Source organism: Pantoea sp. USHLN256, assembly GCF_037149875.1.
Classification (GTDB): domain Bacteria; phylum Pseudomonadota; class Gammaproteobacteria; order Enterobacterales; family Enterobacteriaceae; genus Pantoea; species Pantoea nemavictus.
In genome coordinates, this window is the sequence record NZ_JBBCQO010000001.1 from 459,170 (window position 1) to 485,064 (window position 25,895).

Sequence of the window (25,895 nt, forward strand, 5' to 3'; positions counted from 1 at the left end):
CCGTTCAATGATGCATGACGCTTTGCCAGGCTGGCGACGTTATCTGTTTAACAGCAGCTTGCGCTATCTGCTGCGCATCTTCTTTGCTTTGACAGGATGCGCGGCAGTGCCGTGGTGGCTACACCAAATCGAGTGGACGATCCCGCTGACCCTTGGCGTGGTTGCTGCAGCGCTGGCCGACCTCGACGATCGCTGGGTTGGGCGCGTACGCAATCTTGTAATCACATTAGTGTGTTTCTGCATCGCCTCCGTTTCGGTGGAGTTGTTGTTTCCGCATCCCTGGGCGTTCGGTTTGGGTTTAGCACTCTCCAGCTGGGGCTTCATTTTGCTCGGTGCGCTGGGGCAGCGTTATGCCACCATCGCCTTCGGCGCTCTGTTAATTGCGGTTTACACCATGTTGGGTATTGGCTTATTCCCGCAATGGTGGATGCAACCGTCGCTGCTATTGATTGGGGCCCTTTGGTACAACCTGTTAACCTTCATCGGCCATTTAATGTTCCCGGTGCGTCCGGTACAGGAACAACTGGCGGCTAGCTTTTCACAGCTGGCGCGTTATCTCGAAGCTAAAGCTAACCTGTTTGATCCCGATGGCGGTGAGCATGATGATGCCACTTTAGTCGCCACCGCGATGGTCAATAGCCAATTGGTAGCACAGCTTAACCTCACCAAAAGCACCATTCAGAGTCGGCTCCGCGGCGACCGTGGTTCACGCAGCACCCGCCGCAGCCTGCATTACTATTTTGTCGCGCAGGATATTCATGAACGTGCCAGCTCCTCGCATCTGCAATACCATCTGCTGCGCGATAACTGGCGTTACAATGAAGTGCTATTCCGTTTCCAGCGTTTAATGAATATGCAGGCGCGGGCCTGTCGTCAACTGGCAGAAACCATTCTGCTGCGTCAGCCTTGGCATCACGACAGCCATTTTGAACGCACCTTCGAACGACTGGAAACCGCCCTGCAACGGCTGCAGCAAAATGAGCCACAGGACCCGCACATCCATGCGCTGTTTTGGCTGCTGCGTAATCTGCGGGCTATTGATGCGCAACTGGCATCCATTGAGTCGGAGCAGATGCTGGCGGAGCCTTCACCGCAAAGTGATAACCATCTTTCACGTGAAGGACTCAGCGGCTGGGCCGATATCCGCTTGCGACTAAGTCGTCATCTCAGTCCGCATTCCGCGCTGTTTCGCCATGCGGTGCGCATGTCACTGGTGCTTTGTGTCGGCTATGCCTTTATTCAAATCACCGGTGTTGATCGCGGCTACTGGATATTGCTCACCAGCCTGTTTGTCTGCCAACCTAACTACAACGCGACCCGACGGCGCCTGGCGTTGCGTATCGGCGGTACACTCGCCGGTATCGCTATTGGCTTACCGGTGCTGTGGCTGGTGCCGTCCATCGAAGGCCAACTGGTGCTGATTGTGTTGAGCGGCGTGTTGTTCTTCGCCTTTCGCCAGATTCAGTATGCTCAAGCCACCTTGTTTATCACCCTGCTGGTATTGCTGTGCTTTAACCTACTGGGTGAAGGGTTTGAAGTAGCGTTACCGCGCGTAGTCGATACCTTGCTAGGCTGCGGACTGGCATGGCTGGCTGTTGCGTTTGTCTGGCCCGATTGGCGCTTTCGTAAAATTACCGCCGTGGCCGACCGGACACTTGACGCCAATTGCCGCTATCTGGATGCGATCATGCTGCAATACCATCAAGGTAAAGATAATCGCCTCGATTATCGTGTGGCGCGTCGCGATGCGCACAATGCCGATGCTGAGCTCGCCTCCGTGGTTTCCAACATCAGTGGTGAGCTCAAGCTTCAACAACCACTACGTGAAAATGCGTTTCGGCTGTTATGCCTGAATCACTCCTTCCTAAGCTATATCTCTGCGCTAGGAGCGCATCGCGAGCGTCTGGCGGATAATACGCTGCTTACTTTGCTGGATGATGCGGTCTGCTTCATTGAAGATGTGCTGCAGATTGAACGTGTCACAGATGCTCAAGCCACAGATATGCAGCACAAATTAATGATGCGCTTGAGCGAGATGAAAACCAGCCCCGATACACGCGCACCCCTTGTCATTCAACAATTGGGATTGTTGGTCGCATTAATGCCTGAGATTGCCCGGCTGCGCCGTACCCTTGTCAATAACTAACGCTGTAAATGCTCCGCCGCCGCATGCTGGCGGAGCGTTTTTAAATACCAGGCGTAGAGTTCCTCTCTAATTTCACTGGGCAGTGCTGCTTCGTGATGTCCTGATATCGCGCCTTCCAGCGCCAGCAGCGTTTTCAACCCAATATGCTTATTCAACGCTCGCAGTTTCAGCCAGCTTTGCCGCGATCCCGTTTCACAAAGTAGCCGCACTGAGCAGATCCCCACCTTATGCAGCATGAGCTCCAGTCGCAGGCTAAGATTGGGCAGATCTTTCAACCGCAGCGAGACAAGTCTTGTCGCGGCTTCATCCTGAGCAGCCCGAAGAGAGCTGGCCGATAACTGCAGTAATCGCTCAGAGTCTTGCCACAATTGCTTATCAACTTTGAAGTAGCTTAAGGTCACCGGCATGCCACGTTTGCGGTATACCAGGGGTTCGAGTGAACGCTGTGCGTTGTAGACGTGAAGCGCCTCGCTGGCTCGTAAATAGAGCGCATCCTCATTGATATAGGCAAAGATCACCTTCTCAACAGTCAGTGCATAACCACCGAACTGGGTTCGTGATTCGATTTTTCCTAATGCAGCTAACTGTGCTTTTGATTGTTCAACTACCGGGTTATTTCTTTTCATAACTCTCCCTTATTTTCATTCCATGGACGGGAAATTTCCTATAAAAGCTCTTTGATTCATCTGCTTAGAAGATATGAAAAACGATTTAGCTGTTCAATGAATAAAAGCGTGTGAAAGGAATCTTGTGCAGAAATTGCGAGGCGTTTTCAGAAATTGAGGTTGATCTTTATCCAGGAAGCCATTACTGTATATTCATACAGTTCATTACTGAGTGATTAAATTATGCGTACTCATTTCTCTGGCCCTGCTGATCGTTCTCATCGTTACGCTTCATCAAGTTTAGCGAAGCCTTCGCTGGGTGGAATCACTGAACTGCGTTCCAGCGAACAGCCTGGAATGATGCAACTTATGCTGCTGCCGGTGTTAAAACAGCTGAGCGAACAATCACGTTGGCAGTTATGGCTAACGCCAGCTCATAAACTGAACCGCAGCTGGATGCAGCAGTCGGGATTGCCGTTAGAAAAGAGTATGCATATCACTGAATCTGAGCGCTTTAATACGGTAGAAAGTATGGTGAAAGCATTGCGCACGGGTAATTATAGCGTGGTTCTAGCCTGGATTCCGTACGAATTGAGTGATGAAGAGCGCCTGGAATTGGAACAAGCAGCGGCCGAAGGTGAAGCGCTTGGTCTGATTTTGCGTCCTCAGGGACACCAATATGCTCTCTCCAGACAACCCAAAGCCGCAAAAATTCCGTCAGATTTGTTTCATTAAGTAAATTCCAGGAATTTTCTCAGCATTTTTTTTGCATAAGTTGCCGCTAAGCCACTGATTCTTTTCCCGCCAGCTATGACAATGGTTTAGCCGCTTTTTTCTTTTCTGATGGCGAAGATTTTGCCATGCGATTTGTTAAAATGTGTGTATAAATCCCTGTTTTTTTGCTGCACGGCGTCACATCATACTTGTAAGTTTCCAATCTCGTTGTAGACTTTAGCTCGCCAGGGTGCTCAATAACCTCCGTTTTTTCGGTAGAGTCAAAAGCGAGCGTTTAGACCCGGCGAAGGATTAACACAAAGAGCAACCTTTTTGCTCATTGCCTATTTGGATGATAACGAGGCGCAAAAATGAAAAAGACAGCTATCGCAATTGCAGTGGCACTGGCTGGCTTCGCTACCGTAGCGCAGGCCGCACCTAAAGATAACACCTGGTATACCGGTGCTAAACTGGGCTGGTCTCAGTATCACGATACTGGTTACTACGGTAACGGTTACGAGAACAACAACGGTCCAACTCACGAATCTCAGCTGGGTGCTGGTGCGTTCATGGGTTATCAGGCTAACCCGTACCTGGGCTTCGAGCTGGGCTACGACTGGTTAGGCCGCATGCCTAACAAAGGCAGCGTGACCAATGGCGCGTTCAAAGCACAAGGCGTTCAGCTGGCTGCTAAACTGAGCTACCCAATCACCGAAGACTTCGATGTCTACACCCGTCTGGGTGGTATGGTATGGCGTGCTGACTCTACTCAGACCAACCCAACTACTGGCCGCATCAGCGACCATGACACCGGCGTTTCTCCGCTGGCTGCTGTTGGTGTTGAATACGCACTGACCAAAAACTGGGCAACTCGCCTGGACTATCAGTGGGTTAACAACATCGGTGACGCAGGTACCGTTGGTGCACGTCCAGACAACAGCATGCTGAGTGTCGGCGTTTCTTACCGCTTCGGTCAGGAAGATGATGCAGCACCAGTTGTAGCTCCGGCTCCAGCTCCAGCTCCAGTTGTTGAAACCAAGCGTTTCACCCTGAAGTCTGACGTTCTGTTCACCTTCAACAAGGCAACTCTGAAGCCAGAAGGTCAGCAGGCTCTGGATCAGCTGTACAGCCAGCTGAGCTCAATGGATCCGAAAGACGGTTCTGTTGTAGTACTGGGCTTCACCGATCGCATCGGTTCAGAGCAGTACAACCAGAAACTGTCTGAGAAACGCGCTCAGTCTGTTGTCGATTACCTCGTATCTAAAGGTATCCCGTCTAACAAGATCTCTGCACGCGGTATGGGCAAATCTAACCCAGTTACTGGCAACACCTGTGACAGCGTGAAAGGCCGTAATGCCCTGATCGACTGCCTGGCGCCAGACCGTCGCGTTGAAATTGACGTGAAAGGTATCAAAGACGTTGTAACTCAGCCACAGGCTTAAGTTATCACGCAATAAAAAACCCCGCTTCGGCGGGGTTTTTTTATGGCTGAAAATCAGTGGCAGCGAGAAGTTTTACTCGCCGTCCGAGCTGCCTTTTCCCAGAATTGCCTGCAGATCTTGCTTCAAAGTGGACATCTGGCTGGCGTACTTCTCTTTGCGTTCTGCATCTTCAATTAACTGCACAATGGTTTCTGACAACGTACTGCTGCGACGCTGTGCTAATCCCGCCAGACGTTGCCAAACCAAATATTCCAGATCGATCGATTTCTTGCGCGTGTGCTGATGCTCAGCATTAAAGTGTCGTTTACGGCGGGCACGTATCGTCTGCTTTAGGCGATTCTCAAGATCGGGATGAATATGCTGCGCGATCCACTCGTTAACATCAACCGGACTATTCTCCATCGACAATAGCGCATCCACCGCAGCGTGCGCCGCACTGAGCTCAAGATGACGAGTGATCAGTTCACCCTCCCGATGCTTTTTCACCAGGTATTTCCACTTCCATCCACTTTCAAGATTTTCAAGTTGCTGGTATTTCATCGGAATCTCATCGTGATCACGTAACAAACTAAGAATAACAGCTTTTTTCCTGGATGCAGCAAGGAAAAACATGTTGCTGGTGTCACAATTCGGGCCAGAACTCCGCCGTGATTAACCGGGTCGAATCCTGTATAATCGCGCTTTTCCTAAAACAGACTAATGCGAATATTTTGACCAGCACTCAAATTACGTGGCAAGCCCTGCAGCCGGATAGCGACCGCTACCAATCCATTTTCTCAAATGTCTCACTGGAAGATTGCGATAGCCTTGCCGCGGTTCAGCCGCGTCTGCTGAATGCGCTGGCGCATTTACATCACCAAACGTTAGGTTTTCCCCTGCTGTTACTGCGCAGTCAGGAAAACAGCGATTACCTTGCCTGCATCGCCGAGGCTGCGCAACGCTTCCAGCCAGACGAGGTTTCGCTATACGGCGGTGACTACCATGTAATGGGCGATACCGTAAGTTTGCTGCCACCGAGCGATAGCAATCGCCCGTTCACCAGCCAGGGCGGTGTACATTTTGCCGACTGGATTGAGTATGAACAACTTTTTGGTTGTGTCCGCCAATATAAAGACCGCGTGCAACCTGAACCTGGTTTGCTGCATCGCGCCAATGGCGGCACGCTGATCCTCGCTGTGAACACCCTTCTGGCACAACCGCTGCTTTGGTTGCGCCTGCGCAAGTGTATCGAACAAGGTCGCTTCGACTGGTATTCGCAGGATGAACGTCAACCGCTACCGGTGGCTATTCCACCGCTTCCGCTGCAGTTGCGCCTGGTGTTATGCGGCGATCGTGATGCACTGGCCGCCTTCCAGGAACTGGATGTTGAAGTCCACGAGATGGCACTGTATAGCGAATTCGAAGAGAGTCTGCAGGTGCTGGACGAAGATGACATGACGTCATGGTGCCAGTGGACGCTGACTCAAGCCGAGCAGGCTGGTTTAGCACAGCCCGAAGCGGATTTCTGGCCAGTCCTTATTACGGAAGCGGCGCGAATGACGGGCGATCAGGACACCTTGCCACTGTGCCCTCGCTGGCTGCGCCGCCAGTTGCAGGAAACCGCACTGCATGGCGATAGCCTGAATGGTGAAGCGTTAAAAGAAGCGCTGGAAGCGCGCCAGTGGCGTGAAGGTTTCCTTGCCGACCGCATGCGTGATGAAATCCTGCTCAATCAGATCATGATTGAAACGGAAGGCGAAGTGGTTGGGCAAATCAATGGCCTCTCCGTGGTTGAGTTTCCGGGCCATCCACGTCCGTGGGGCGAACCGTCGCGTATTACCTGTGTGGTCCATCCAGGCGATGGCGAGTTCACTGACGTGGAGCGTAAAGCCGAACTGGGTGGCAATATTCATGCGAAAGGCATGATGATTATGCAGGCCTACCTGATTGCTGAACTGGAACTGGAGCAGCAGCTGCCCTTCTCCGCCTCGCTGGTGTTTGAGCAATCCTATTCAGAAGTGGATGGCGACAGCGCCTCGCTGGCTGAACTGTGCGCGCTAATCAGTGCGTTGGCTAACCAGCCGGTTAACCAACAGATTGCGGTAACCGGTTCAGTCGATCAGTTTGGTAACGTGCAGCCGGTCGGTGGCCTGAATGAAAAAATTGAAGGTTTCTTCCACATCTGTAATTCCCGTGAGTTGACCGGCAAGCAAGGTGTGATTTTCCCTGCCAGTAATGCGCGCCATCTCAGTCTGAATCAGGAAGTGGTGGAAGCGGTGAAGGCCGGACAATTCCATCTCTGGGCCATTGAGAGTGTAGATGAAGCGCTGCCGCTACTGACCGGGATTGCCTGGCAAAGTGAAAGCGGCGAATCACTGCTTAGCACCATTCAGGAACGTATTACGCAGTTGAATCAGCAGGAAGCACGCCTGCGTCCGTGGCCACTGCGTTGGCTCAACTGGTTCAACCACAGCTGATAACATTGCTCAGCGTACAACTGTTCGCTAATATTCGGGCTTCACTAAAAGAAGGCATATTGAGAACATGGTAGATAAACGCGAATCCTATAGTAAAGAAGACTTGGTTGCCTCGGGTCGCGGCGAACTGTTTGGCGAAAATGGACCGCCGCTTCCATCCAACAACATGTTGATGATGGACCGCGTGGTCAAGATGACCGAAGACGGCGGTAAATTCGACAAAGGTTTCGTAGAAGCCGAACTGGATATCCGCCCTGACCTGTGGTTCTTTGACTGCCACTTCATTGGCGACCCGGTAATGCCTGGCTGCCTCGGCCTCGATGCCATGTGGCAACTGGTTGGTTTCTACCTCGGCTGGCTGGGTGCTGAAGGCAAAGGCCGTGCATTGGGCGTGGGCGAAGTGAAGTTCACTGGACAAGTTCTGCCGACCGCTAAAAAAGTGACCTACAAAATTCACTTCAAGCGTGTCATTAACCGCAAGCTAGTAATGGGCGTGGCAGATGGTGAAGTGTTCGTCGACGGCAACCTGATTTACTCCGCGACTGATTTGAAAGTGGGTCTGTTCAAAGACACGTCAGCTTTCTAATCCTTCCAAACGAAAACCTCCGCACGCAGCGGAGGTTTCTTCCTTAATGATAGACATCCGGCAATGCTAGGCCACCGCCGACCTGTCCTCCATGGCTTGACGCCAACCTCCCAACCAGTAAGACCGCGCATCGATCATTTGATAAGGGCATATCTCTTTCGAGCGGCCCGTAATACCGGCTTGATAGCCTCGTGAATGTGCTCGTTCCAGGCGGTCTCTCTTCTGTCTCTTCATGCCTCGTTTCCCTCATTTCAGGTCTGGTGGAATCTGGGTGGAAAGAAAGAGTGGCGATATAATGTTCAACCACAGTAATGTTCTAACCCGATGCAGAAGAAAGGTCAATGCGCAAAATTCACGCCAATGTCATGAATTTGACGTCAATTCGACATCTGGAATTGTCAGTTGATTGTATATCTGGCTGATTAGCCAATAAAAAAAGCCCCTGATTTGACTGCGATCACACTACAGCAAATCAAGGACTTAGCATAAGCTTCGAACAAATCTTAATTTAGCGAAACGACACTATTCGCAATTTGTTGCGCTGCTTGCTGCCAACCGAGAGCCAAAGTGCGCACCAGCGCATCATAGCCATCTTCAGTTTGCGGCAGTGTCAGATTAAAGCCATGTTTGATTAGGCGCCCTTGATGCTGCAACAACCACTCACCACTCACCACCACTTGTCCATCATAACGTCCCTGGAAACCAGTAACGTTGACTGAAAGCGTGTCGTGAGTTTCGCCAAGCGGCGAACCGGCGACCAGTCGGCCGGGCAGCGCTTTGCTGAGATTACTGATCAGCGTTTGCTGCAGCTGTTGGTCGAGCGGACTGGCCCAGAGGTTATTGGCAGCAATCACGTATTTCACATCGCTGGTCTGATAAACCAAACCGTTACCCGCCATATAATCCGGCACCGTTACCTGCTCGACCCAAATCATGGGTTGGCCAGTTCCTCCAGCACTCTCAACGCGCGCCACATTGCTGCCCGCAGGCAGCTGATAATAGGTGTTTTCAATGGTGCTGCTGCACCCTGCTAACAGCAGCAACGCACCGATAATTAGCCCTTTTTTCACTGTTTCGCCCTCTTTGGCTGTGGATCCTGGCCCGGTTTGGCTTCAAACACCAGCGCATTACTTTTGCTATTCAGCGTTTTCAGCACCGGCTGCAATTCACGTAGCACCTGATCCAGCCGCTGCATATCGCCCACCAGCTTGCTGTAAGCCGGCGATCCCGGTTGCAGCCCTTTCATGCTGCGATTCAGTTCGCGCAGGGTTTGCTGCATGTCTGAAGGCAAGGTTTTCATTGCTGGATTCGCCGTGACTTGATTGAGGTTATCCAATGTTTTTTGCAGTTGCTGCAGGGTACGCTGGCTCTCTTTCAAGGTTCCGGTCGCTTCATTCAGCACAGGATTGAGTGGCAGGCCGTTGATCTTATCCAGTGCCGCCATCAGTTTCTGCTGAATCTGCGCCAGGCCACCGCTGACGGTTGGAATCACTTCCAATCCGGCAACTTCGTTCGGACCTTTATAAGCCGGCGCGTTATCGTAGAAATCGAGATCGATAAACAGCGCGCCCGACAACAGGCTACCAGTCTTCAGCGTGGCACGCAGACCGCGTTTTTTACCTTCCTGCAGATGCTGCTCAAGATTGAAATCTCCACCCAGACGATTAACAAAGCGGTCGGGTTCAATGCGAATTAACACCGGCACGCGATAGTCGTTATTAAGCGCCTGATTGACGCCAGGAATCATATACGGAACTTGCGAGACGGTACCCAGACGAATGCCGCGGAACTCAACCGGCGCGCCAACCTGCAGGCCACGAATCGAATCGGTGAAGAACAGCAGGAAATCGGTGTGATTGGTATACAGCGAATCCTGGATGCTGCGTTGATCGTCGAACAGATGATATTCCGCTTTGTTCTCCGCAGCTCGACCCAGTTCAGCGCCGTCCGGCACATCGAAGCTGACGCCTCCGCTAAACAGCGTGGTGAGCGATCCCATTTCCACCCGCATACCGGAAGCCGACATATCCACGGCAATGCCGCTGTCTTTCCAAAAACGTACGTTAGTGGTAATTAGGCGATCGTAAGGCGCGGCGACAAACAGTTGATAGGTCATCATGCGTTTATCGGTATCAAAGTTACTGGCTTCTACCGTACCGACGCGATAACCGCGGAACAGCACCGGATCGCCCGCATTAAGCTGACCGGCTTTTTTACTGTCGAGCGTGACGCGAATACCTTTTGCATCAGGGGGTGCCAGCGGCGGAGCATCCAGCAGTTGGTAACGCTCTGGTTTAACGCCTTTAGAGCCTGGCTGCAGCTCAATGTAGGCGCCCGAAAGTAGCGTACCAAGACCGGTAACGCCCTCGCGTCCGATCTGAGGTTTTACCACCCAGAAAGCGCTGTCTCCCTGCAACAACTTCTCCATGCCGGAGTTCAGGCGTGCCGTAATTTCCACATGGTGAAGATCATCGGTAAGCACCGCACTCTCCACCACCCCAACGTCTACGCTGCGGCTTTTGATGGTCGTTTTACCGGCTTCAATGCCTTCGGCATTTTCAGTAATCAGCGTCACTTCCGGGCCTTGATGGCTAAAGTGATAAAAAAGAATCCATCCGCCGATTAACAGCGTAACGATGGGTACAATCCACACCGGTGACCAGCGTTTAATCTGGTCGACCTTAGCAGTCTCGTGATGGTTGTCCGTCAAGACGCGGCTCCTTACGTTCAGTTTCCCGTTGTCGATCCCACAGCAGGCGCGGATCAAAGGTCATTGCTGCAAACATGGTAAGAATCACCACCATGGCAAACAGTAACGCGCCCGGCGCAGGATACACACTCATCAACCTTCCCATCCGCACCAATGCGGAGAGAACGGCGATTACAAACACATCAATCATTGACCAGCGGCCAACGAATTCAACCACCTCATAAACCACGTGCATCTTTTCATCATCGCGCCCACCGCGTCCGCTGCCGTGCCAGCACAGCCAGGCAATCGCCAGCATTTTCAGCGATGGCACCATAATACTGGCGATGAAAATCACCAAAGCCACCGGCCATGATCCATCGCTCCACAGCAAAATCACCCCGGCCATAATGTTCGAAGGATATTGCGAACCGAGCGTTTCGGTCACCATGATCGGCATGATATTGGAGGGAATGTAGAGCATCACCGAGGTGATCAACAGCGCCAGCGTCCATTGCAAACTGTGCTTGCGGCGTGCATGCGCTTTTACCCCACAACGTGGGCAAGCAAGTTGGGCAGCCGGCAGAATGGCAGTACAGCAAGGACAGCTGCGCAAACCTTGCTTAAGGCCGCTGATTCCAGCCTGCGGAACCTTGGGCAACGGCGGCATCGGATCAATGCGCTGCCATACCCAGCGACGATCGACACACTGAAACGCGCGCAAATGCAGCACGCAAAACAGACACCACGGCCAGAAACTGCTGCCGAGACCAATCTCACCGTAAGCCATCAGCTTCACGAAACTGACCAGCACGCCCGCCATAAAAATTTCGGCCATGCCCCAGCTACGCAGCTGAAATAGAATGCGCGCTAAACCCAACCGCAGGTTATGCGGCATGCGGACGTTGTTGACCAGCAGGATAATGGTGATCATGCAGAAGGCGGGGATGCCTTGCACAAACAGCAGAAACAGGGTCGCGAGGCTACGATAGTCTTCGCGATCCATGACTTGCGGGATTTCGAGCAGCGATATCTGGCTGCTCAAACCCGCGACGTGCATATTGATGAAAGGAAACAGATTGGCCAGCACCAGCATAAATAACGCCGAAATGGCGTAGCCGGTCGGACGTCGACGCGGCTCCTGCCAGTTGGCCAGCAGCGTGGTGTGACAACGCGGGCAACGCGCACGGCTGCCGACCGGGACAGCGGGCAGCTTTACTGTTAAATCACACTGTGGACAAAGACTCCACTGATGCGCCTGATCCGCTGCACACATGCTGACTCCTTCCGATTACGCGCCGTTTTTCAGCGCTTCCAGCTCTTCCCAACGTTCAAACGCCACTTCCAGCTCCTGTTCGGTCTGCGCTAACGCATCCAATACCGGCTGGGTTTCATCATGTGGCTGACTGAAGAAGTCCGGATGGCTCATTTTGGCCTGTAATTCACCGATACGTGTTTCCAGTTGTTCCAGCTTTTGCGGCAGCTGTTCCAGTTCACGTGCCAGGTTATAGCTTAGCTTGCTGGCGGGACGTTTGGTGGCTTCACTTTTCTCTGCGGTTTTCACCGGTGCAGCGGATTTCGCCTGAGAGGCTTTACCTTGTTTATAAGCCGCACGCTGCTGCTGTGCATCGTGATAGCCGCCGACAAAGGTGCCGATCTCGCCGTTGCCTTCAAAAATCCAGCACTCCGTCACGGTGTTGTCAACGAATTGACGATCGTGGCTCACCAGCATCACGGTACCCTGATAACCATCCACCAGCTCTTCCAGCAGCTCCAACGTTTCGACGTCGAGGTCGTTGGTCGGTTCATCGAGGATCAGCAGGTTGCTTGGCTTAAGGAACAGACGCGCCAGCAGCAGGCGGTTACGCTCACCGCCGGACAGCGCACGCACCGGCGTCATGGCACGTTTCGGGTGGAACAGGAAGTCCTGCAGATAGCCGAGCACGTGGCGCGGCTTACCGTTTACCATCACTTCCTGCTTACCTTCGGCGAGGTTATCCATCACGGTACGATCCGGATCCAACTCAGCGCGATGCTGATCGAAGTAAGCAATTTCCAGCTTGGTGCCACAATGCACGCGGCCGCTGTCGGCTTCTAGCTGATCCAGCATCAAACGCAGCAAGGTCGTTTTACCGCATCCGTTCGGGCCAATCAGGGCGATTTTGTCGCCGCGCTGCACCTGAGTTGAGAAGTCTTTCACCAGGGTTTTGCCACCCACGCTGTAATTGACATCTTCCATCTCAAACACAATTTTGCCCGAGCGTGCCGCTTCGCCGACCTGCATGTTGGCCTTGCCCATCACTTCGCGACGCGCAGAACGTTCGTTACGCAGCGCTTTCAGAGCACGTACGCGGCCTTCGTTACGCGTACGGCGCGCTTTGATGCCCTGGCGAATCCACACTTCTTCCTGTGCCAGCTTGCGGTCGAATTCTGCGTTCTGCATCTCTTCCACGCGCAACGCTTCTTCTTTGCCGGTCAGGAACAGATCGTAATTGCCCGGCCAGGAAACCAGCTTGCCGCGGTCGAGATCGACAATGCGCGTCGCCATGTTGCGGATAAACGAACGGTCATGCGAAATGAAGACAATGCTGCCGCTAAAGGTCTTGAGGAAAGTTTCCAGCCAGTCGATGGTTTCGATATCGAGGTGGTTAGTCGGTTCGTCAAGCATCAGCACACGCGGGTTGCTCACCAACGCGCGTCCCAATGCCGCTTTACGCAGCCAGCCGCCGGAGAGTGAAGACAACTCCGTATCGGCATCGAGGCCAATCTGCAGCAGCACATCGTTGATGCGGCTATCCAGCTGCCACAGGTTCTGGTGATCCAGAATGGTCTGCAGACGACCCATCTCGTTCAGGTTCTTCTCGCTCGGATCTTCCATCACCAGATGGGAAATAGCGTGATAAGCCTTGAGATGTTCAGCCTGCTCGGCTACGCCTTCGGCAACGAAGTCGTAGACAGAACCGGTGATGTTGCGTGGCGGATCCTGTTGCAGACGCGCTACCACCAAATCCTGCTCATAAATGATGCGGCCGTCATCCAGCGGTTGTTCACCGTTGATGATTTTCATCAGCGTCGATTTACCGGCGCCGTTACGGCCAACCAGACAGACGCGTTCGCCCTCTTCGATATGCAGTTCGGTGTTATCCAACAGCGGCGCATCGCTGAATGAGAGGTAAGCGCCATGGATACTGATCAGTGACATAAAACTTATTCCTTACCGGCGTGGCTAACCAGCCAGCAGTTGTGAATTTGACGGTTGCGCGCGAAATCCTGCGACAGCGTTTTTTGGGTAATTTCCTGCGCCTGCAGACCAAGACGAGCTAAACCGTCGAGATCCATTTTGAAGCCGCGCTTATTGTTGGAGAACATAATGGTGCCACCGCGACGTAGCAGACGTTTTAGGTTCTGCATTAGCATCATGTGATCGCGCTGCACGTCGAAATCGTCTTCCATACGCTTAGAGTTAGAGAACGTCGGCGGATCGATAAAGATCAAATCGAACTGTTCGTCACTCTCGCGCAGCCAGCTCAAACAGTCCGCGTGCATCAGGCGGTGCTGACGTCCGGTCAACCCGTTTAGACGCAGGTTGCGCTCAGCCCACTCCAGATAGGTGCGCGACATATCCACGGTGGTGGTGGTTTTCGCTCCGCCCAGACCGGCGTGCACGCTGGCGGTGCCGGTGTAAGCAAACAGATTAAGGAAATCTTTACCTGCGCTCATTTTGCCGAGCATTTGACGCGCAATACGGTGATCGAGGAACAGGCCAGTATCCAGATAATCGGTGAGATTCACCAGTAGGCGGGCATCAAATTCCTGCACTTCAAAGAAATCGCCCTTCTCGCCCAGCTTTTGATACTGACTTTTGCCTTTCTGACGTTCACGCGTTTTCATCACCAGACGGTTTGCCGGGATCTCCAGCACGCTCAGCGTGGCGCTGATCACATCAAACAGACGCTGACGCGCTTTGTTGGCGTCCACGGTTTTCGGGGGCGCGTATTCCTGGATCACCACCCAATCAGCGTAGCGATCAACTGCCACGTTGTATTCAGGCAGGTCGGCATCGTACAGACGATAGCAGTCGATATTTGACTGACGCGCCCACTTATCCAGCTTCTTAAGATTCTTACGCAGACGGTTAGCAAAATCTTCGGCAATCTGCGCGCCGCCTTCGGCGCTGGTCGCGGCCAGCTGGTAGTTTTTCTGTACGCACTCCAGCGGCCCGTTTTTGGCTTTAAACTGGCGATCGGCACGCAGTTGCAGACAGCTTAATAGCTCTGGCGATGCGCTGAACAGTGACAGATTCCAGCCGCCAAAATTCTGCTTCATGATACGACCGAGCTGGCTGTGCAGCGCAATCAGTGCCGGCTCACTTTCCAGACGCTCACCGTACGGCGGGTTGCTCAATACCGTGCCGGTAATCTCCTGTCCAGCCAGCGGATTTTTCAGCTTGATGACATCCTGCTGCGCAAAGGTGAACAGCTCGAACACGCCTGCACGACGGGCGTTCGCGCGCGCAGATTCCAGCACGCGGCTGTCGTTATCATAGCCAAAGAAACGGGCGGTCGCCGCGGCGGTACCGACGCGTGCGCGCTCCTTCGCTTGCGCGTGTACTTCCTGCCAAACCGCCTGGTTGTGTTTCTTCCAGCGATTAAAGCCCCAATGGGTTCGCAGCAGGCCAGGTGCGCGATCGCAGGCGATCAACGCAGCTTCCAGCAGCAGCGTACCGGAACCACACATTGGATCGACCAGTGGCGTGCTGCTCTGCCAGCCGGAACGCATCACAATCGCCGCGGCCAAGGTCTCTTTTAGCGGCGCGGCGCCGGTTTGCTGGCGATAGCCGCGCTGATGCAGAGAATCACCGCTCAGATCCAGGGCGATGCTGACGCGATCTTTATTCAACCACGCATTGATACGGATGCCCGGCTGTTCACGATCGACATTCGGACGCTCCAGGTTCTGGCGGGTGAAGCTGTCGACGATGGCGTCTTTAATACGCAGTGCACCGAACTGGCTGTTGCGGATCACTTCGTTAGTGCCGCTAAAGTGGATGGCAAAACTGGTGTTGCTATCGAACATCTCGGTCCAGGGAATGCTTTGCGCGCCCACGTAAAGATCGAGATCGCTCCAGACGCCAAATTCTCCCAGCGGCAGCAAAATGCGTGAAGCCAGACGGCTCCACAGCAGGCTTTGGTACATTACATGGTCGTCGGCCTGAAAGTGGACGCCGCCCTGCACCACCTGCAAATCCTGCGCACCCAGCGCGTCTAGCTCACTTTTCAACAGCTCTTCGAGCCCACGCGCCGTACTGGCAAACAGAGAATTCATATCGTCACTTTTTACTCTTGCTTAAATTGCTGCGCATTATAGCGAATCAGCGTGCTATGTCATAAAGTTAGCTTCTTTTTGACAAATACCTTTATCGGGAACGCCATGATCACGTTATCTCGCCTTTTTATCCATCCCGTTAAATCGATGCGCGGCCTGCAGCTGTCGCATGCGCAGGTGCTGGAGAGCGGTCTGGGTTTTGATCGCATCTTTATGGTGACCGAGCTGGACGGCACCTTTATTACGGCACGTCAGTATCCGGAGATGGTGCGCTTTACGCCGGCGCTGCTGCCGGACGGCCTGTTTTTGCAGGCGCCCGATGGAACACAAGCGCTGATCCGCTTTGCCGACTTCACCACTGAGCAGGCGCCAACCGAAGTATGGGGCAACCATTTTACCGCGCGTATCGCTCCCGAAGAGATCAACAGCTGGCTGAGCGCATTCTTCCCGCGTCCGGTACAACTGCGCTGGACCGGCGTGGAACCCACGCGTCGCGTAAAGCGCTTTGATCACGTGCCGCTGAGTTTTGCCGATGGTTTTCCGTTCCTGCTGGTGAATATGGCCTCGTTGCAGGATCTGCAGCAGCGTTGCCCGGCCAGCGTGCGCGTCGAGCAGTTTCGCCCCAATCTGGTGGTGAGCGGCGCAGCCGCGTGGGAAGAGGACAGCTGGAAACGTCTGCAGATTGGCGAAATCGTTTTTGAGATGCCGAAGCCGTGCAGTCGCTGCGTGTTTACTACCGTGGGCACCGAAAGCGGCCGTAAACATCCTGAGGGCGAGCCGCTCAGCACTTTACAGCGTTTTCGCAGTGCGCAGGATGGCAGCGGTGATATCGATTTCGGCCTGAATTTGATCGCGCTGAATAGCGGTATTATTCGCGTCGGCGATGCGGTGACCATTATAGAGAAGCAAACGCCGCGCGCGTATGGTGCCGGTGCGGTCGTTGAAACCCTGGCACCGACCACCAGCAGCCACAGCGAAGTGACCATTGATTATCAGGGCACCGCCTTTAGCGGCGACAATCAGCAAGTGTTGCTGGAGCAGTTAGAGATGCAGGGATTTCGCATTCCCTACTCGTGTCGTGCCGGCATTTGCGGCAGTTGCAAAGTAAAGCTGGTGGCGGGCGAAGTGAAGGCATTAAAGAAAAGCGCGGTGCGCGCAGATGGCACTATCCTGAGCTGCAGCTGTATTCCCGCAGGCGATATCGAACTGGCCTAAGCCGATTATACCGCCCGCGCAAAGTGGGCGGTTTGCTCCTGCTGCTGCGGACGTAAACGATCGTTCATGATCTTAATCGCATCACCCAACTGCATACCTTTACCTGCCACGGTTAGCGCGTTTTGCGCGACTAAGCACAGCGCCGCATTCTCACCGCTTTCAACCACAAACAGCTGTGCTTGTTCACCGCTATCGGCCAGCGTCACGGCAACCATCTCACCCGCGGCTGGCTGCCAGCTGTGCGCATGATTGGTGAAATGCCAGCTCTTAGGCATTAACGGTTTGAGAAAACGGCTCGCGACTAAGGCGTTTAAAACTAATTCAGCGCGCTGATCGCCCTTTAATCCACTTTGGCGGCAGCGCTCCTCAAAAGTAAAATAGAGCGCGGCGTCATCAACGCAAAAACCGCTGACATTAAAGGCATCGGGCGTGAGCATTTTACGCGAAAAGCGCGAGCGAAATAACATACCATCCGCTAAATCCAGCATCATGCGGTCATGCTCGGCGTCGAAATACCAACGCCAGTTGTCATCAGGTTTGATTTTCATGATCTGCCCTGTGGTTTATCGCTGCGCTAAATGGCGCTTAATTAAAAAAATAAATCTGAGAAAAGGCTGAAAATGCACCAGCAGGACAAAATATAAACGAGCCGAAGGGATAAATAAACCCCTCGGCGCAGTAAAGTGGGAAATGTCTTAGAGGTGAGTCACGATATCTTTAATTAAACCCGGGCCTTTATAAATAAATCCGGAGTATATCTGCACTAATGTTGCACCCGCGGCGATTTTTTCACGCGCAGATACCAGCGAATCAATGCCACCTACGCCAATAATAGGTAAGCGTCCCTGAAGCTCTTGCGCCAGGCGGCGAATCACTTCGGTGCTGCGCGACTGCACCGGACGGCCACTTAATCCGCCCGCCTCGTCGGCATATTTAAGGCCGGTTACCAGCGAACGATCGAGCGTGGTATTCGTCGCAATCACTCCGTCAATTTCATGGCGCACCAAACTGTTCGCCACCTGAATCAATTCTTCTTCTGAAAGATCCGGTGCGATCTTAACCGCCACTGGCACATATTTAAGGTGCCGTTCTTGCAGCTCTTTTTGCTTTAATTTGATGGCGGAAAGAAGATCGTCCAGCGCTTCGCCATATTGCAGCGTGCGTAATCCTGGCGTGTTCGGCGAGGAGATATTGATGGCAATATAACCGGCGTGGGCATACACCTTTTCCATGCAGATGAGATAATCGTCTTTGCCTTTTTCGACCGGCGTATCTTTATTTTTACCAATATTGATACCGAGAATGCCTTTAAAGCGCGACTTTTTAACGTTCGCAATCAGATGATCAACACCGTGATTATTAAAGCCCATGCGGTTAATAATCCCTTCCGCCGCCACCAGACGGAACATGCGCGGTTTGTCGTTGCCCGGCTGGGCAAGTGGCGTCACAGTTCCGACTTCAACAAAACCAAAGCCCATTGCACCGAAGGCGTCAATGCACTCCGCATTTTTATCGAGACCGGCGGCTAAACCGAGTGCGTTCGGGAACGTCAATCCCATACAGGTAACCGGACGTGAAGGCAGCGACTGGCGAATCAGCCCTTCCAGCGGCGTACCGCTGATAAAACGCAGTTGTTGAAAGGTGAGTTCGTGCGCACGCTCAGGATCAAGCTTAAACAGCGCCGGCCGGACGATAGGATATAACATGCACTCTCCTCAAAGACGGATATCAGGGAAGTCGGGGTGCACGGGAATTTGTGCGCCAGAATGGTAAGGTGCTCTGGCGCAAAAGTAAATTGTTCTACTGCATCACTAATTGATCGGTATCAGCGCCGGGCAGAATAGCGTCCAAGCTGCTCGCGACACACCTGTAGCCCACTGTAAATCGTTGGGCAGTACCACATCAGTTTTAGACGCGCGCTGTGCTGCAACACATTGCGCACCAGCTGATTCACCTGCGGCTGCCAATCTGTGGGAATCACCATATGATTTTTGCGAATTTGCGCTAAACAGCTTTGCATCACCGTTTGGTAATAGCTATCCAGCAGCGTTGCATCGACCGCCAGTTGATGATCGCGTAAGAACTGCTCGCTACTGGCGCGCGCAATAAAGTAGTTTTTCACATAGGAAAAATCGCGGGTGCTCTGCGACAGCGATGTCAGCATAAAGCGTTTGTAGTAGTAGCTTTGGCTGGTGCAGTAGATGTTGCGCGCCTGCAGATAGAGCGCAAACATGTATGGTGCATCTTCATGGTTTTGGATCGGCAGAAACTGTAGCGCCAGCTGATCAATCAACCGGCGGGAAATAATGCTGCTCCACACCACGCGATGTGCCGATTGATGCTGCATCAAGGTACGCAAGCTGGTGCTGCCGCCGGGCAACAGCCCGCTAACATGACGCTGATGAATGGTTTGATAGTGCCGCTGTGCCGCAGGCAGATCAAAAAACATCTTCGCGCCGAAACAGAACAGATCGATATCGTCATGGCGCGCCTGTACGCGGCGGAAATCGGCGAACAGATCGGTGGAGACAAAATCGTCCGCATCCATAAAGTAAACGAAATCGCCGGTGGCGACAGACAGCCCTTTCATGCGTGCCGCACTGACGCCACCGCGTTCGCCGCTGAGCAGTACCACCTGCGGGTGCTGCTCAGCAAATTCCGTTAACCAGGCAACGCTGTTATCACTGGAGCCATCGTCGATAACAATGATCTGTTCCGGCGGCGATGACTGACGCAGCAGTGAACTCATCGCCTCTGGCAGCCAGGGCGCGCAATTCCAGTTCGGAATGATGACCGAAACCGTAGGGATACGGTGAGATGACATCATGCTCATCCTCTTTCCTCAACGTTAAACAACGGAATTCTGAGGCGCTTCAACACTACGCTATGCAGTAAGCAGCACACGCCGAGATTGAAGGCACCTATCACCGCCAGCCACAGCAGGTTGATCCAGCGATTTTGATTCCACTCGATAGGCAACAAGGTACTCAGCCAGGCAATTGCCGCAGAAACCGCCCAAATCAGCATCACGTCGCGGGTTAACCAGGTGAAATGAATGCCTGGTGCGAAGCGGCGATGCACCAGCCACGCCCAACCCACCAGATAGAAAATGTTCTGGCCCAGCCACAGCCAACCGGTGCCCAACGCGCCATAGTGAATAGCGCACCAGATATTGAGCGGCACCAGCAGCACGGCAAAGCAGGTGAACCCTTTCATATGCAGCTTGAGATTGCCGTTGATGTACTGCAGGTGATAGAGCAAGCCACAGATTGCCTGAATACCGCTCCCCAACGCGTACAGGCTGAGGACAAACGACATCTCATCAACAATCTGGCTCTTCTGCGTCCACGCCCACAGTAGCGGCCCGGCATAGCAGGCAATGGTAATGCTGAGCGGCGCCATGAAGATCGCTACCGCTTGCGTGGTGTAGCGATAGAGCTTCAGCGACTCCGCATCGCCCTCTTTACGCGTTTTCATGCCGGTCATGCGCGGCACAATGGCCTGCATAATCGGACTACTCAGCAGCAGAATCCCGGTAGCCGCGGTTGCTACCACGGTGAATGAACCGTATTCGCTCAACGGCAGCGTCTTGGACAGGACCAAACGGTCGATTTGCGAAATAAAGGTCCACACCGCGCTGGAAAATGCCGCGCTGAGGGCAAAACGAATGAAGGGTTTAAGCACCTCTTTGAGATCGCCGCGCTTCTCTTTGCGTGCCGCTCGGGGGATCAGCTGGCAGGATTTGTAAATGCAGCAGGCCGCCTCGGCAATCGACACCAGCAGTTGCCAGACAAAGAAGGCCAATACCGGATTAGAGAAGAACTGAATGACCAGCACCGCACCGAAGGTACGCAACGTGGTGATGATCAGGTTAACGCCGTTCAGCCATACCTGATGCTCAAAGCCGACAATCACACTGCGATAAGGACTGGTGCGCCAGCGGATTGCAGCAGTGATCACCATGATTGCCACCGCAATCACCACATCACCTGACGGAAGATGCTTTGCATCCAGCCAGTGGGTCGCTATCCATGGCGTTGCCAGCCAGCCCAACACCACCAGCACGATGGTCGAGAACAGGAAGAATTTGGTGAGGGTGGCAAACAGCGCAGGAAACCAGACAAATTCCGCCTGGTTAGCCCGGTAGCGCGCCGCTTCGCGCATTAAGGTCGTGGAAACACCGGCATCCAGTAATTGCAGCCAGGTTAATAAGATCGAAAAGAAGCCGACTAATCCATAGGCTTCCATTCCTAAGTGTTGAATATAAAGGGGTACAACCAAAATACCTGACAGCGTCAGATAGATCTGGCCAACGTAGTTGGCAATCGCGTTACGTTTTATAGACATAGGTGTTTTGGCATCTGGGGATTTATCTCAGTGGCCTTAAGCGTGACATAAAAGCATTCACGCGCACACCGGAGTTATTCTTAAAATTAAAGTTGGCGCTAAGCGCCCAGCCTTTTTCTCATTTTCATAATAGAGAAATAGATGTCAGGTTGTTTCAACATAAGTTTTTCCATTGCACCCTGCACTGGAAAATTATCTGCAAAGTAAGTCAACGCATGACGGATATTATCTGAGAATTTATCTGCGCTACTCAACTCCTGCTGGACTAATTGTAATAAACCGCTGCGTAAATAAATTTCACGGTAGCGGTTTCGCTCCGGAATAAAGTGTGACAAACGTGTGAGTTTTTCATAATCAGTAATAAATTGCTGATAAGTGAAGGGCTGAGAGGCATTTACGTTCGCTGCAAGCGCCGTTTCACTGGCGTAGTCGAGCACCCATGCGGTTTGGGTATGGAGTAATCCCGCCAGCATCACATCCTGAATCCGGTTTAGTGGCGCACCGCTCCGGGCCAGGCCCGCGCGCAAGACCACAGCAAAGGCGCCTTGTTGCCACCAGCGCTGCTCATGGAGTTGCTGAAACAGCTGGGTAGACGAATGCAAGCCGGCAGCCAGCTCGCGCTTTGCCAGAGAGACAATGAAACAGTTTAGCTCAGGCCGTTGATCGCTGAGTTTCGCGACATCCTGTAGCAGGCTGGCGGGCAAGGCACCGCGCTCTGCACTGAACAGCAGAAAATCATCGTCGGACGGTGTACTGTGCGGAAAGGTGGGCAACAGCGAAGAGGTAAAATGGGCTGACGCAGCATCAGCCTGTAGCCAATAACACACCAACTCCTCTGCAATTTTACTGGATGGCGTGAGGCGATTAAACGTGACAGGCGCAGCCTGCTGCTCAGTAAATTCCTGAGCACGTGATGCTCTTTCCATATTCATCTCCCTGGGGAAAATTGGTTTGCCACAACGGCATTACACGCCACAAAAGGTGGCTGTTAATTAAATAAGCGCAGTATCGTTATTGAGTTCTAGCGGAAATTAGCTCAACCAATTATAAACAGGCTGAGAGATTTAATTCCATCGTCGACCTTTTACGTTGCGTTTATGAAGCTCATAATTGTTCAATATAACTTGAGTAAAAAGTAAATCGCCGGGCAAAAAGTAACAATAAGTTTTGCTACTAGAGATAAGAACCGTCTTGTAATTAATCTTTGTAGGCTTTTTCGCAACCACCCGCTTAAATAAAAACCATTCATTAATAGGAAATAGTAGGCTCCTCCTAAGCTAATTCCGATTCCAGATGGGTAGAATAAGATTGAATCGGCATTTTTCTTCTTGTGATTCAATGCCAGTGTCCGCCAGCGCGGTATCATGTTGCCATCTGTGCAAATCTGTATCCGCGTTAACGCCTCTATTAAACCCTTTCATCAATGTGTTTAACCATTAACCGAGATAAACACGCTGTGCTGGTTAATATAACTACGCCGTTTTTTCCCGGCTTTTCGGATTAACCCTAAGCATGCTAACCGGCCTGTATTCGTCTTCCTTTATATGTCTCTGGCTATCCCATTTTACGACTTAGGATTACCAGATAAATCATTTAAGCCTCGCCCCCCGCTCTGACAGTATTGAACAGATCGGTTCTGAATATTAGATAATCAATAACTTTCAGTTATAAGGAGTGACTATGCGGGTTATTACGCTGGCGGGCAGCCCTCGCTTCCCTTCACGCTCTACTGCACTACTCAGCCTGTGCCAGCACGCGCTGGAGGCACGCGGTGTTGACGTCATTCCATGGAATATTCACAACTTCCAGCCGGAAGATCTGCTGTATGCACGCTTCGACTCCCCCGCGTTAGCCGCTCTGAAAGCTGATTTGGCGCTGGCAGATGGATTAATCGTCGCCACTCCTATCTATAAAGCCTCGTTTTCCGGTGCGTTGAAAACCTTGCTTGATCTGCTGCCCGAGCGCGCACTGGAACACAAAGTGGTCCTGCCACTGGCGAGCGGCGGAAGTTCATCACACCTGCTGGCGGTCGATTATGCGCTGAAGCCGGTGCTCAACGCGCTGAAAGCGCAGGAAGTATTGCACGGCGTATTCGCCACTGACGGCCAGATTACCGATTACGATCGCCAGCCGCTGTTAGATCCGCTGCTGTCGCAACGCATTGATGAGGCGCTGGATACCTTCTGGCACGCGCTGCATCGTCGCCATCAACCCTACGCACAAGCGGTATAAAGGAAGCATGATGAAACGGATATTGACGGGCTTGCTGCTCCCCGCTGTAGCGGGACTACTGGCTTTAAGCGTTACAGCCCAGGCCGCTAATGCACCGGAACAGCTACGCATTGGTTATCAAAAGGGTTCGGTCAGCATGGTGTTGGCGAAAAGCCATAAGCTGCTGGAGCAGCGCTTTCCCCACACGCAGATAAAGTGGGTGGAATTCCCGGCTGGGCCGCAAATGCTGGAAGCGCTCAACGTCGACAGTATTGATTTGGGTAGCACCGGCGATATCCCGCCACTGTTTGCCCAGGCTGCTGGCGCCGATCTGTTGTATGTCGGATCTGAACCACCAAAACCGCAGGCGGAAGTGATTCTGGTGCCGAAAGAGAGCCCGATTCACAGCGTAGCCGATCTGAAAGGCCATAAGGTGGCGTTCCAGAAAGGCTCCAGCTCGCACAATCTTCTGCTGCGCGCCCTGGAACAAGCCGGACTGAGTTTTAAAGACATTCAACCCACCTATTTAACCCCCGCCGATGCGCGCGCGGCTTTCCAGCAAGGTGACGTGGATGCCTGGGCGATTTGGGATCCTTACTACTCTGCCGCCCTGCTGCAGGGCAACGTGCGTGTGCTGGTCGATGGCAGCAAGCTCAATCAAACCGGTTCCTTCTATCTAGCCACGCGCAAATACACCGAGGCTAACGGCGCATTCGTGCAGCAGGTGCTAAACACCTTCAGCGATGCCGATGCATTAACCCACAGCCAGCGCGACCAGAGTATCGATCTGCTGGCGCAGGCGATGGGCTTACCGAAGCCGGTGATTGCCAGCTATCTCGACCATCGTCCACCGACCACCATTACGCCGGTCAGCGCCCATACCGCGCAGGCCCAACAGCAAACGGCCGATCTGTTTTATGCCAATCATCTGATGCCGGTAAAAGTGAATATCGCCGATCGCATCTGGCAGCCACAATCCGCCCAGCCTAAAGGAAATTAATCATGAGCGTATCCGTATTCTGGTTTCTCCCGACTCACGGCGATGGTCACTATCTCGGCACGGCGGAAGGCTCGCGCCCGGTTGATCACGGCTACCTACAACAGATTGCGCAGGCGGCGGATCGCCTCGGTTTCGGCGGCGTGCTGATTCCCACTGGTCGCTCCTGTGAAGATGCCTGGCTGGTAGCGGCATCTTTAATTCCGGTCACGCAGCGCCTGCGCTTCCTGGTCGCGCTGCGTCCGGGCGTGATATCACCAACTCAGGCTGCGCGTCAGGCGGCCACGCTCGATCGTCTGTCGAATGGTCGTGCGCTGTTTAATCTGGTCACCGGCGGCGATCCGGAAGAGCTCGCCGGCGATGGCGTGTTCCTTGATCACCGTGAACGCTATGAAGAGTCCGCTGAGTTTACCCGCGTCTGGCGTCGGGTCACCGAAGGCGAAACCGTCGATTACGATGGCAAGCACGTGAAGGTGCGCGGTGCGCGCCTGATGTTTAAACCGGTGCAGCAGCCGCGTCCACCGCTGTGGTTTGGGGGATCGTCGGATGCGGCCCAGGATCTGGCCGCCGAGCAGGTCGATGTTTATCTCACCTGGGGCGAACCGCCAGCCTTAGTAAAAGAGAAGATTGAGCAGGTGCGGGCCAAAGCGGCGGCACAAGGTCGCACCGTTCGCTTCGGTATTCGTCTGCACGTCATTGTGCGTGAAACCAATGAAGAAGCGTGGCAGGCAGCAGATCGCCTGATTGCCCATCTCGACGATGCCACCATTGCCAAAGCGCAGGCGGCGTTTGCACGCACTGATTCGGTCGGTCAGCAACGTATGGCCGCGCTGCACGGTGGCCGCCGCGACAAGCTGGAGATCAGCCCGAATCTGTGGGCTGGCGTAGGTTTAGTTCGTGGTGGCGCCGGCACCGCACTGGTGGGCGATGGTCCAACCGTGGCGGCGCGCATGCGGGAGTACAGCGATCTCGGCATCGAGACCTTTATTCTCTCCGGTTATCCGCATCTGGAAGAGGCGTATCGCGTGGGTGAGCTGCTGTTCCCGCACCTCGATCTGGCCATTCCGGACGTCCCGCAACCACGCGTGGTGCAAGCGCATGGGGAAGCGGTAGCCAATGATTTCACGCCACAAAAAGTGTCGCAGAGCTAAAGGAGCAGATG

Annotated in this window: 22 protein-coding genes; 9 read left to right on the top strand and 13 right to left on the bottom strand. The window is 53.3% G+C overall.

Annotated features, from left to right (window positions below):
* Window positions 1-7 precede the first annotated feature (7 nt).
* Complete coding sequence (gene yccS, locus WFL93_RS02290) at window positions 8-2,146, top strand: YccS family putative transporter (protein WP_336777168.1); 2,139 nt, start codon at window positions 8-10, stop codon at window positions 2,144-2,146.
* Here the strand turns inward: yccS and WFL93_RS02295 are convergent.
* Window positions 2,143-2,772 (bottom strand): TfoX/Sxy family DNA transformation protein, encoded by a 630-nt coding sequence (locus WFL93_RS02295; RefSeq protein WP_049851044.1) that lies wholly within the window; start codon window positions 2,770-2,772, stop codon window positions 2,143-2,145. The genes yccS and WFL93_RS02295 overlap by 4 nt on opposite strands.
* A gap of 222 nt (window positions 2,773-2,994) precedes the next feature.
* Between WFL93_RS02295 and sulA the strand changes: the two genes are divergently transcribed.
* The gene (sulA, locus tag WFL93_RS02300) at window positions 2,995-3,486 is read left to right on the top strand and encodes an SOS-induced cell division inhibitor SulA (RefSeq protein WP_007887356.1); all 492 of its coding nucleotides are present in this window, start codon (window positions 2,995-2,997) and stop codon (window positions 3,484-3,486) included.
* Between the two features lie 350 nt (window positions 3,487-3,836).
* The gene (gene ompA / locus WFL93_RS02305; protein ID WP_049851043.1) at window positions 3,837-4,907 is read left to right on the top strand and encodes a porin OmpA; all 1,071 of its coding nucleotides are present in this window, start codon (window positions 3,837-3,839) and stop codon (window positions 4,905-4,907) included.
* 72 nt (window positions 4,908-4,979) lie between these two features.
* On the opposite strand, the gene matP is transcribed toward ompA, so the two are convergent.
* Complete coding sequence (matP, locus tag WFL93_RS02310; protein ID WP_007887358.1) at window positions 4,980-5,447, bottom strand: macrodomain Ter protein MatP; 468 nt, start codon at window positions 5,445-5,447, stop codon at window positions 4,980-4,982.
* A 53-nt stretch (window positions 5,448-5,500) separates the two neighbouring features.
* On the opposite strand from matP, the gene WFL93_RS02315 reads away from it, so the two are divergent.
* Both WFL93_RS02315 and fabA read left to right on the top strand, forming a co-directional pair.
* The gene (locus tag WFL93_RS02315) at window positions 5,501-7,363 is read left to right on the top strand and encodes an AAA family ATPase (RefSeq protein WP_007887360.1); all 1,863 of its coding nucleotides are present in this window, start codon (window positions 5,501-5,503) and stop codon (window positions 7,361-7,363) included.
* Between the two features lie 67 nt (window positions 7,364-7,430).
* Window positions 7,431-7,949: a bifunctional 3-hydroxydecanoyl-ACP dehydratase/trans-2-decenoyl-ACP isomerase gene (fabA, locus tag WFL93_RS02320; protein WP_007887361.1), complete on the top strand. Its 519-nt coding sequence runs from the start codon at window positions 7,431-7,433 to the stop codon at window positions 7,947-7,949.
* A gap of 66 nt (window positions 7,950-8,015) precedes the next feature.
* On the opposite strand, the gene rmf is transcribed toward fabA, so the two are convergent.
* The 6 genes from rmf to rlmKL form a co-directional block, all read right to left on the bottom strand.
* Complete coding sequence (gene rmf, locus WFL93_RS02325) at window positions 8,016-8,183, bottom strand: ribosome modulation factor (RefSeq protein WP_007887362.1); 168 nt, start codon at window positions 8,181-8,183, stop codon at window positions 8,016-8,018.
* 269 nt (window positions 8,184-8,452) lie between these two features.
* Window positions 8,453-9,019, bottom strand: coding sequence for a membrane integrity-associated transporter subunit PqiC (pqiC, locus tag WFL93_RS02330; RefSeq protein WP_336777169.1), 567 nt, complete (start codon window positions 9,017-9,019; stop codon window positions 8,453-8,455).
* Window positions 9,016-10,659: an intermembrane transport protein PqiB gene (pqiB, locus tag WFL93_RS02335; protein ID WP_049851040.1), complete on the bottom strand. Its 1,644-nt coding sequence runs from the start codon at window positions 10,657-10,659 to the stop codon at window positions 9,016-9,018. Before pqiB ends, pqiC begins: the two co-directional genes overlap by 4 nt.
* Complete coding sequence (gene pqiA / locus WFL93_RS02340) at window positions 10,631-11,914, bottom strand: membrane integrity-associated transporter subunit PqiA (RefSeq protein ID WP_049851039.1); 1,284 nt, start codon at window positions 11,912-11,914, stop codon at window positions 10,631-10,633. Before pqiA ends, pqiB begins: the two co-directional genes overlap by 29 nt.
* Before the next feature lie 15 nt (window positions 11,915-11,929).
* Complete coding sequence (locus WFL93_RS02345; protein WP_336777170.1) at window positions 11,930-13,840, bottom strand: ABC transporter ATP-binding protein; 1,911 nt, start codon at window positions 13,838-13,840, stop codon at window positions 11,930-11,932.
* A 5-nt stretch (window positions 13,841-13,845) separates the two neighbouring features.
* Window positions 13,846-15,963: a bifunctional 23S rRNA (guanine(2069)-N(7))-methyltransferase RlmK/23S rRNA (guanine(2445)-N(2))-methyltransferase RlmL gene (gene rlmKL / locus WFL93_RS02350; RefSeq protein WP_336777171.1), complete on the bottom strand. Its 2,118-nt coding sequence runs from the start codon at window positions 15,961-15,963 to the stop codon at window positions 13,846-13,848.
* Window positions 15,964-16,068: 105 nt separating this feature from the next.
* Between rlmKL and WFL93_RS02355 the strand changes: the two genes are divergently transcribed.
* A complete protein-coding gene (locus WFL93_RS02355) occupies window positions 16,069-17,178 on the top strand; it encodes a YcbX family protein (RefSeq protein ID WP_336777172.1) in 1,110 nt (369 codons plus the stop codon).
* A gap of 5 nt (window positions 17,179-17,183) precedes the next feature.
* On the opposite strand, the gene WFL93_RS02360 is transcribed toward WFL93_RS02355, so the two are convergent.
* The 5 genes from WFL93_RS02360 to WFL93_RS02380 form a co-directional block, all read right to left on the bottom strand.
* Window positions 17,184-17,726 (bottom strand): cell division protein ZapC, encoded by a 543-nt coding sequence (locus WFL93_RS02360; protein ID WP_007887369.1) that lies wholly within the window; start codon window positions 17,724-17,726, stop codon window positions 17,184-17,186.
* Window positions 17,727-17,873: 147 nt separating this feature from the next.
* Window positions 17,874-18,884: a quinone-dependent dihydroorotate dehydrogenase gene (gene pyrD, locus WFL93_RS02365; protein ID WP_007887371.1), complete on the bottom strand. Its 1,011-nt coding sequence runs from the start codon at window positions 18,882-18,884 to the stop codon at window positions 17,874-17,876.
* A 119-nt stretch (window positions 18,885-19,003) separates the two neighbouring features.
* Window positions 19,004-20,005, bottom strand: a complete 1,002-nt coding sequence (locus tag WFL93_RS02370) for a glycosyltransferase (RefSeq protein ID WP_336777173.1) — start codon at window positions 20,003-20,005, stop codon at window positions 19,004-19,006.
* 2 nt (window positions 20,006-20,007) lie between these two features.
* Window positions 20,008-21,525 carry a lipopolysaccharide biosynthesis protein gene (locus WFL93_RS02375; RefSeq protein WP_049851034.1) on the bottom strand — a complete coding sequence of 506 codons (1,518 nt, stop codon included), beginning with the start codon at window positions 21,523-21,525 and terminating at the stop codon, window positions 20,008-20,010.
* Between the two features lie 98 nt (window positions 21,526-21,623).
* Window positions 21,624-22,451, bottom strand: a complete 828-nt coding sequence (locus WFL93_RS02380; protein ID WP_336777174.1) for a hypothetical protein — start codon at window positions 22,449-22,451, stop codon at window positions 21,624-21,626.
* Between the two features lie 754 nt (window positions 22,452-23,205).
* Here WFL93_RS02380 and ssuE point away from each other — a divergent pair.
* Genes ssuE through ssuD form a run of 3 tightly spaced genes read left to right on the top strand, consistent with a single transcriptional unit; the run spans window position 23,206 to window position 25,884 of the window.
* Window positions 23,206-23,757: an NADPH-dependent FMN reductase gene (gene ssuE / locus WFL93_RS02385; protein WP_007887375.1), complete on the top strand. Its 552-nt coding sequence runs from the start codon at window positions 23,206-23,208 to the stop codon at window positions 23,755-23,757.
* 10 nt (window positions 23,758-23,767) lie between these two features.
* Window positions 23,768-24,736, top strand: a complete 969-nt coding sequence (locus WFL93_RS02390) for a sulfonate ABC transporter substrate-binding protein (RefSeq protein ID WP_336777396.1) — start codon at window positions 23,768-23,770, stop codon at window positions 24,734-24,736.
* Window positions 24,737-24,738: 2 nt separating this feature from the next.
* Complete coding sequence (gene ssuD, locus WFL93_RS02395) at window positions 24,739-25,884, top strand: FMNH2-dependent alkanesulfonate monooxygenase (RefSeq protein ID WP_336777175.1); 1,146 nt, start codon at window positions 24,739-24,741, stop codon at window positions 25,882-25,884.
* The last annotated feature ends 11 nt before the right edge of the window (window positions 25,885-25,895 follow it).

What these genes read in the sequence shown, in the direction of transcription:
- yccS (WP_336777168.1), top strand. Translation starts at nt 8, where the DNA reads ATGATGCATGACGCTTTGCCAGGCTGGCGACGTTATCTGTTTAACAGC.
- WFL93_RS02295 (WP_049851044.1), bottom strand. Translation starts at nt 2,772, where the DNA reads ATGAAAAGAAATAACCCGGTAGTTGAACAATCAAAAGCACAGTTAGCT.
- sulA (WP_007887356.1), top strand. Translation starts at nt 2,995, where the DNA reads ATGCGTACTCATTTCTCTGGCCCTGCTGATCGTTCTCATCGTTACGCT.
- ompA (WP_049851043.1), top strand. Translation starts at nt 3,837, where the DNA reads ATGAAAAAGACAGCTATCGCAATTGCAGTGGCACTGGCTGGCTTCGCT.
- matP (WP_007887358.1), bottom strand. Translation starts at nt 5,447, where the DNA reads ATGAAATACCAGCAACTTGAAAATCTTGAAAGTGGATGGAAGTGGAAA.
- WFL93_RS02315 (WP_007887360.1), top strand. Translation starts at nt 5,501, where the DNA reads ATGCAGCAAGGAAAAACATGTTGCTGGTGTCACAATTCGGGCCAGAAC.
- fabA (WP_007887361.1), top strand. Translation starts at nt 7,431, where the DNA reads ATGGTAGATAAACGCGAATCCTATAGTAAAGAAGACTTGGTTGCCTCG.
- rmf (WP_007887362.1), bottom strand. Translation starts at nt 8,183, where the DNA reads ATGAAGAGACAGAAGAGAGACCGCCTGGAACGAGCACATTCACGAGGC.
- pqiA (WP_049851039.1), bottom strand. Translation starts at nt 11,914, where the DNA reads ATGTGTGCAGCGGATCAGGCGCATCAGTGGAGTCTTTGTCCACAGTGT.
- WFL93_RS02345 (WP_336777170.1), bottom strand. Translation starts at nt 13,840, where the DNA reads ATGTCACTGATCAGTATCCATGGCGCTTACCTCTCATTCAGCGATGCG.
- rlmKL (WP_336777171.1), bottom strand. Translation starts at nt 15,963, where the DNA reads ATGAATTCTCTGTTTGCCAGTACGGCGCGTGGGCTCGAAGAGCTGTTG.
- WFL93_RS02355 (WP_336777172.1), top strand. Translation starts at nt 16,069, where the DNA reads ATGATCACGTTATCTCGCCTTTTTATCCATCCCGTTAAATCGATGCGC.
- WFL93_RS02360 (WP_007887369.1), bottom strand. Translation starts at nt 17,726, where the DNA reads ATGAAAATCAAACCTGATGACAACTGGCGTTGGTATTTCGACGCCGAG.
- pyrD (WP_007887371.1), bottom strand. Translation starts at nt 18,884, where the DNA reads ATGTTATATCCTATCGTCCGGCCGGCGCTGTTTAAGCTTGATCCTGAG.
- WFL93_RS02370 (WP_336777173.1), bottom strand. Translation starts at nt 20,005, where the DNA reads ATGATGTCATCTCACCGTATCCCTACGGTTTCGGTCATCATTCCGAAC.
- WFL93_RS02375 (WP_049851034.1), bottom strand. Translation starts at nt 21,525, where the DNA reads ATGTCTATAAAACGTAACGCGATTGCCAACTACGTTGGCCAGATCTAT.
- WFL93_RS02380 (WP_336777174.1), bottom strand. Translation starts at nt 22,451, where the DNA reads ATGGAAAGAGCATCACGTGCTCAGGAATTTACTGAGCAGCAGGCTGCG.
- ssuE (WP_007887375.1), top strand. Translation starts at nt 23,206, where the DNA reads ATGCGGGTTATTACGCTGGCGGGCAGCCCTCGCTTCCCTTCACGCTCT.
- WFL93_RS02390 (WP_336777396.1), top strand. Translation starts at nt 23,768, where the DNA reads ATGAAACGGATATTGACGGGCTTGCTGCTCCCCGCTGTAGCGGGACTA.
- ssuD (WP_336777175.1), top strand. Translation starts at nt 24,739, where the DNA reads ATGAGCGTATCCGTATTCTGGTTTCTCCCGACTCACGGCGATGGTCAC.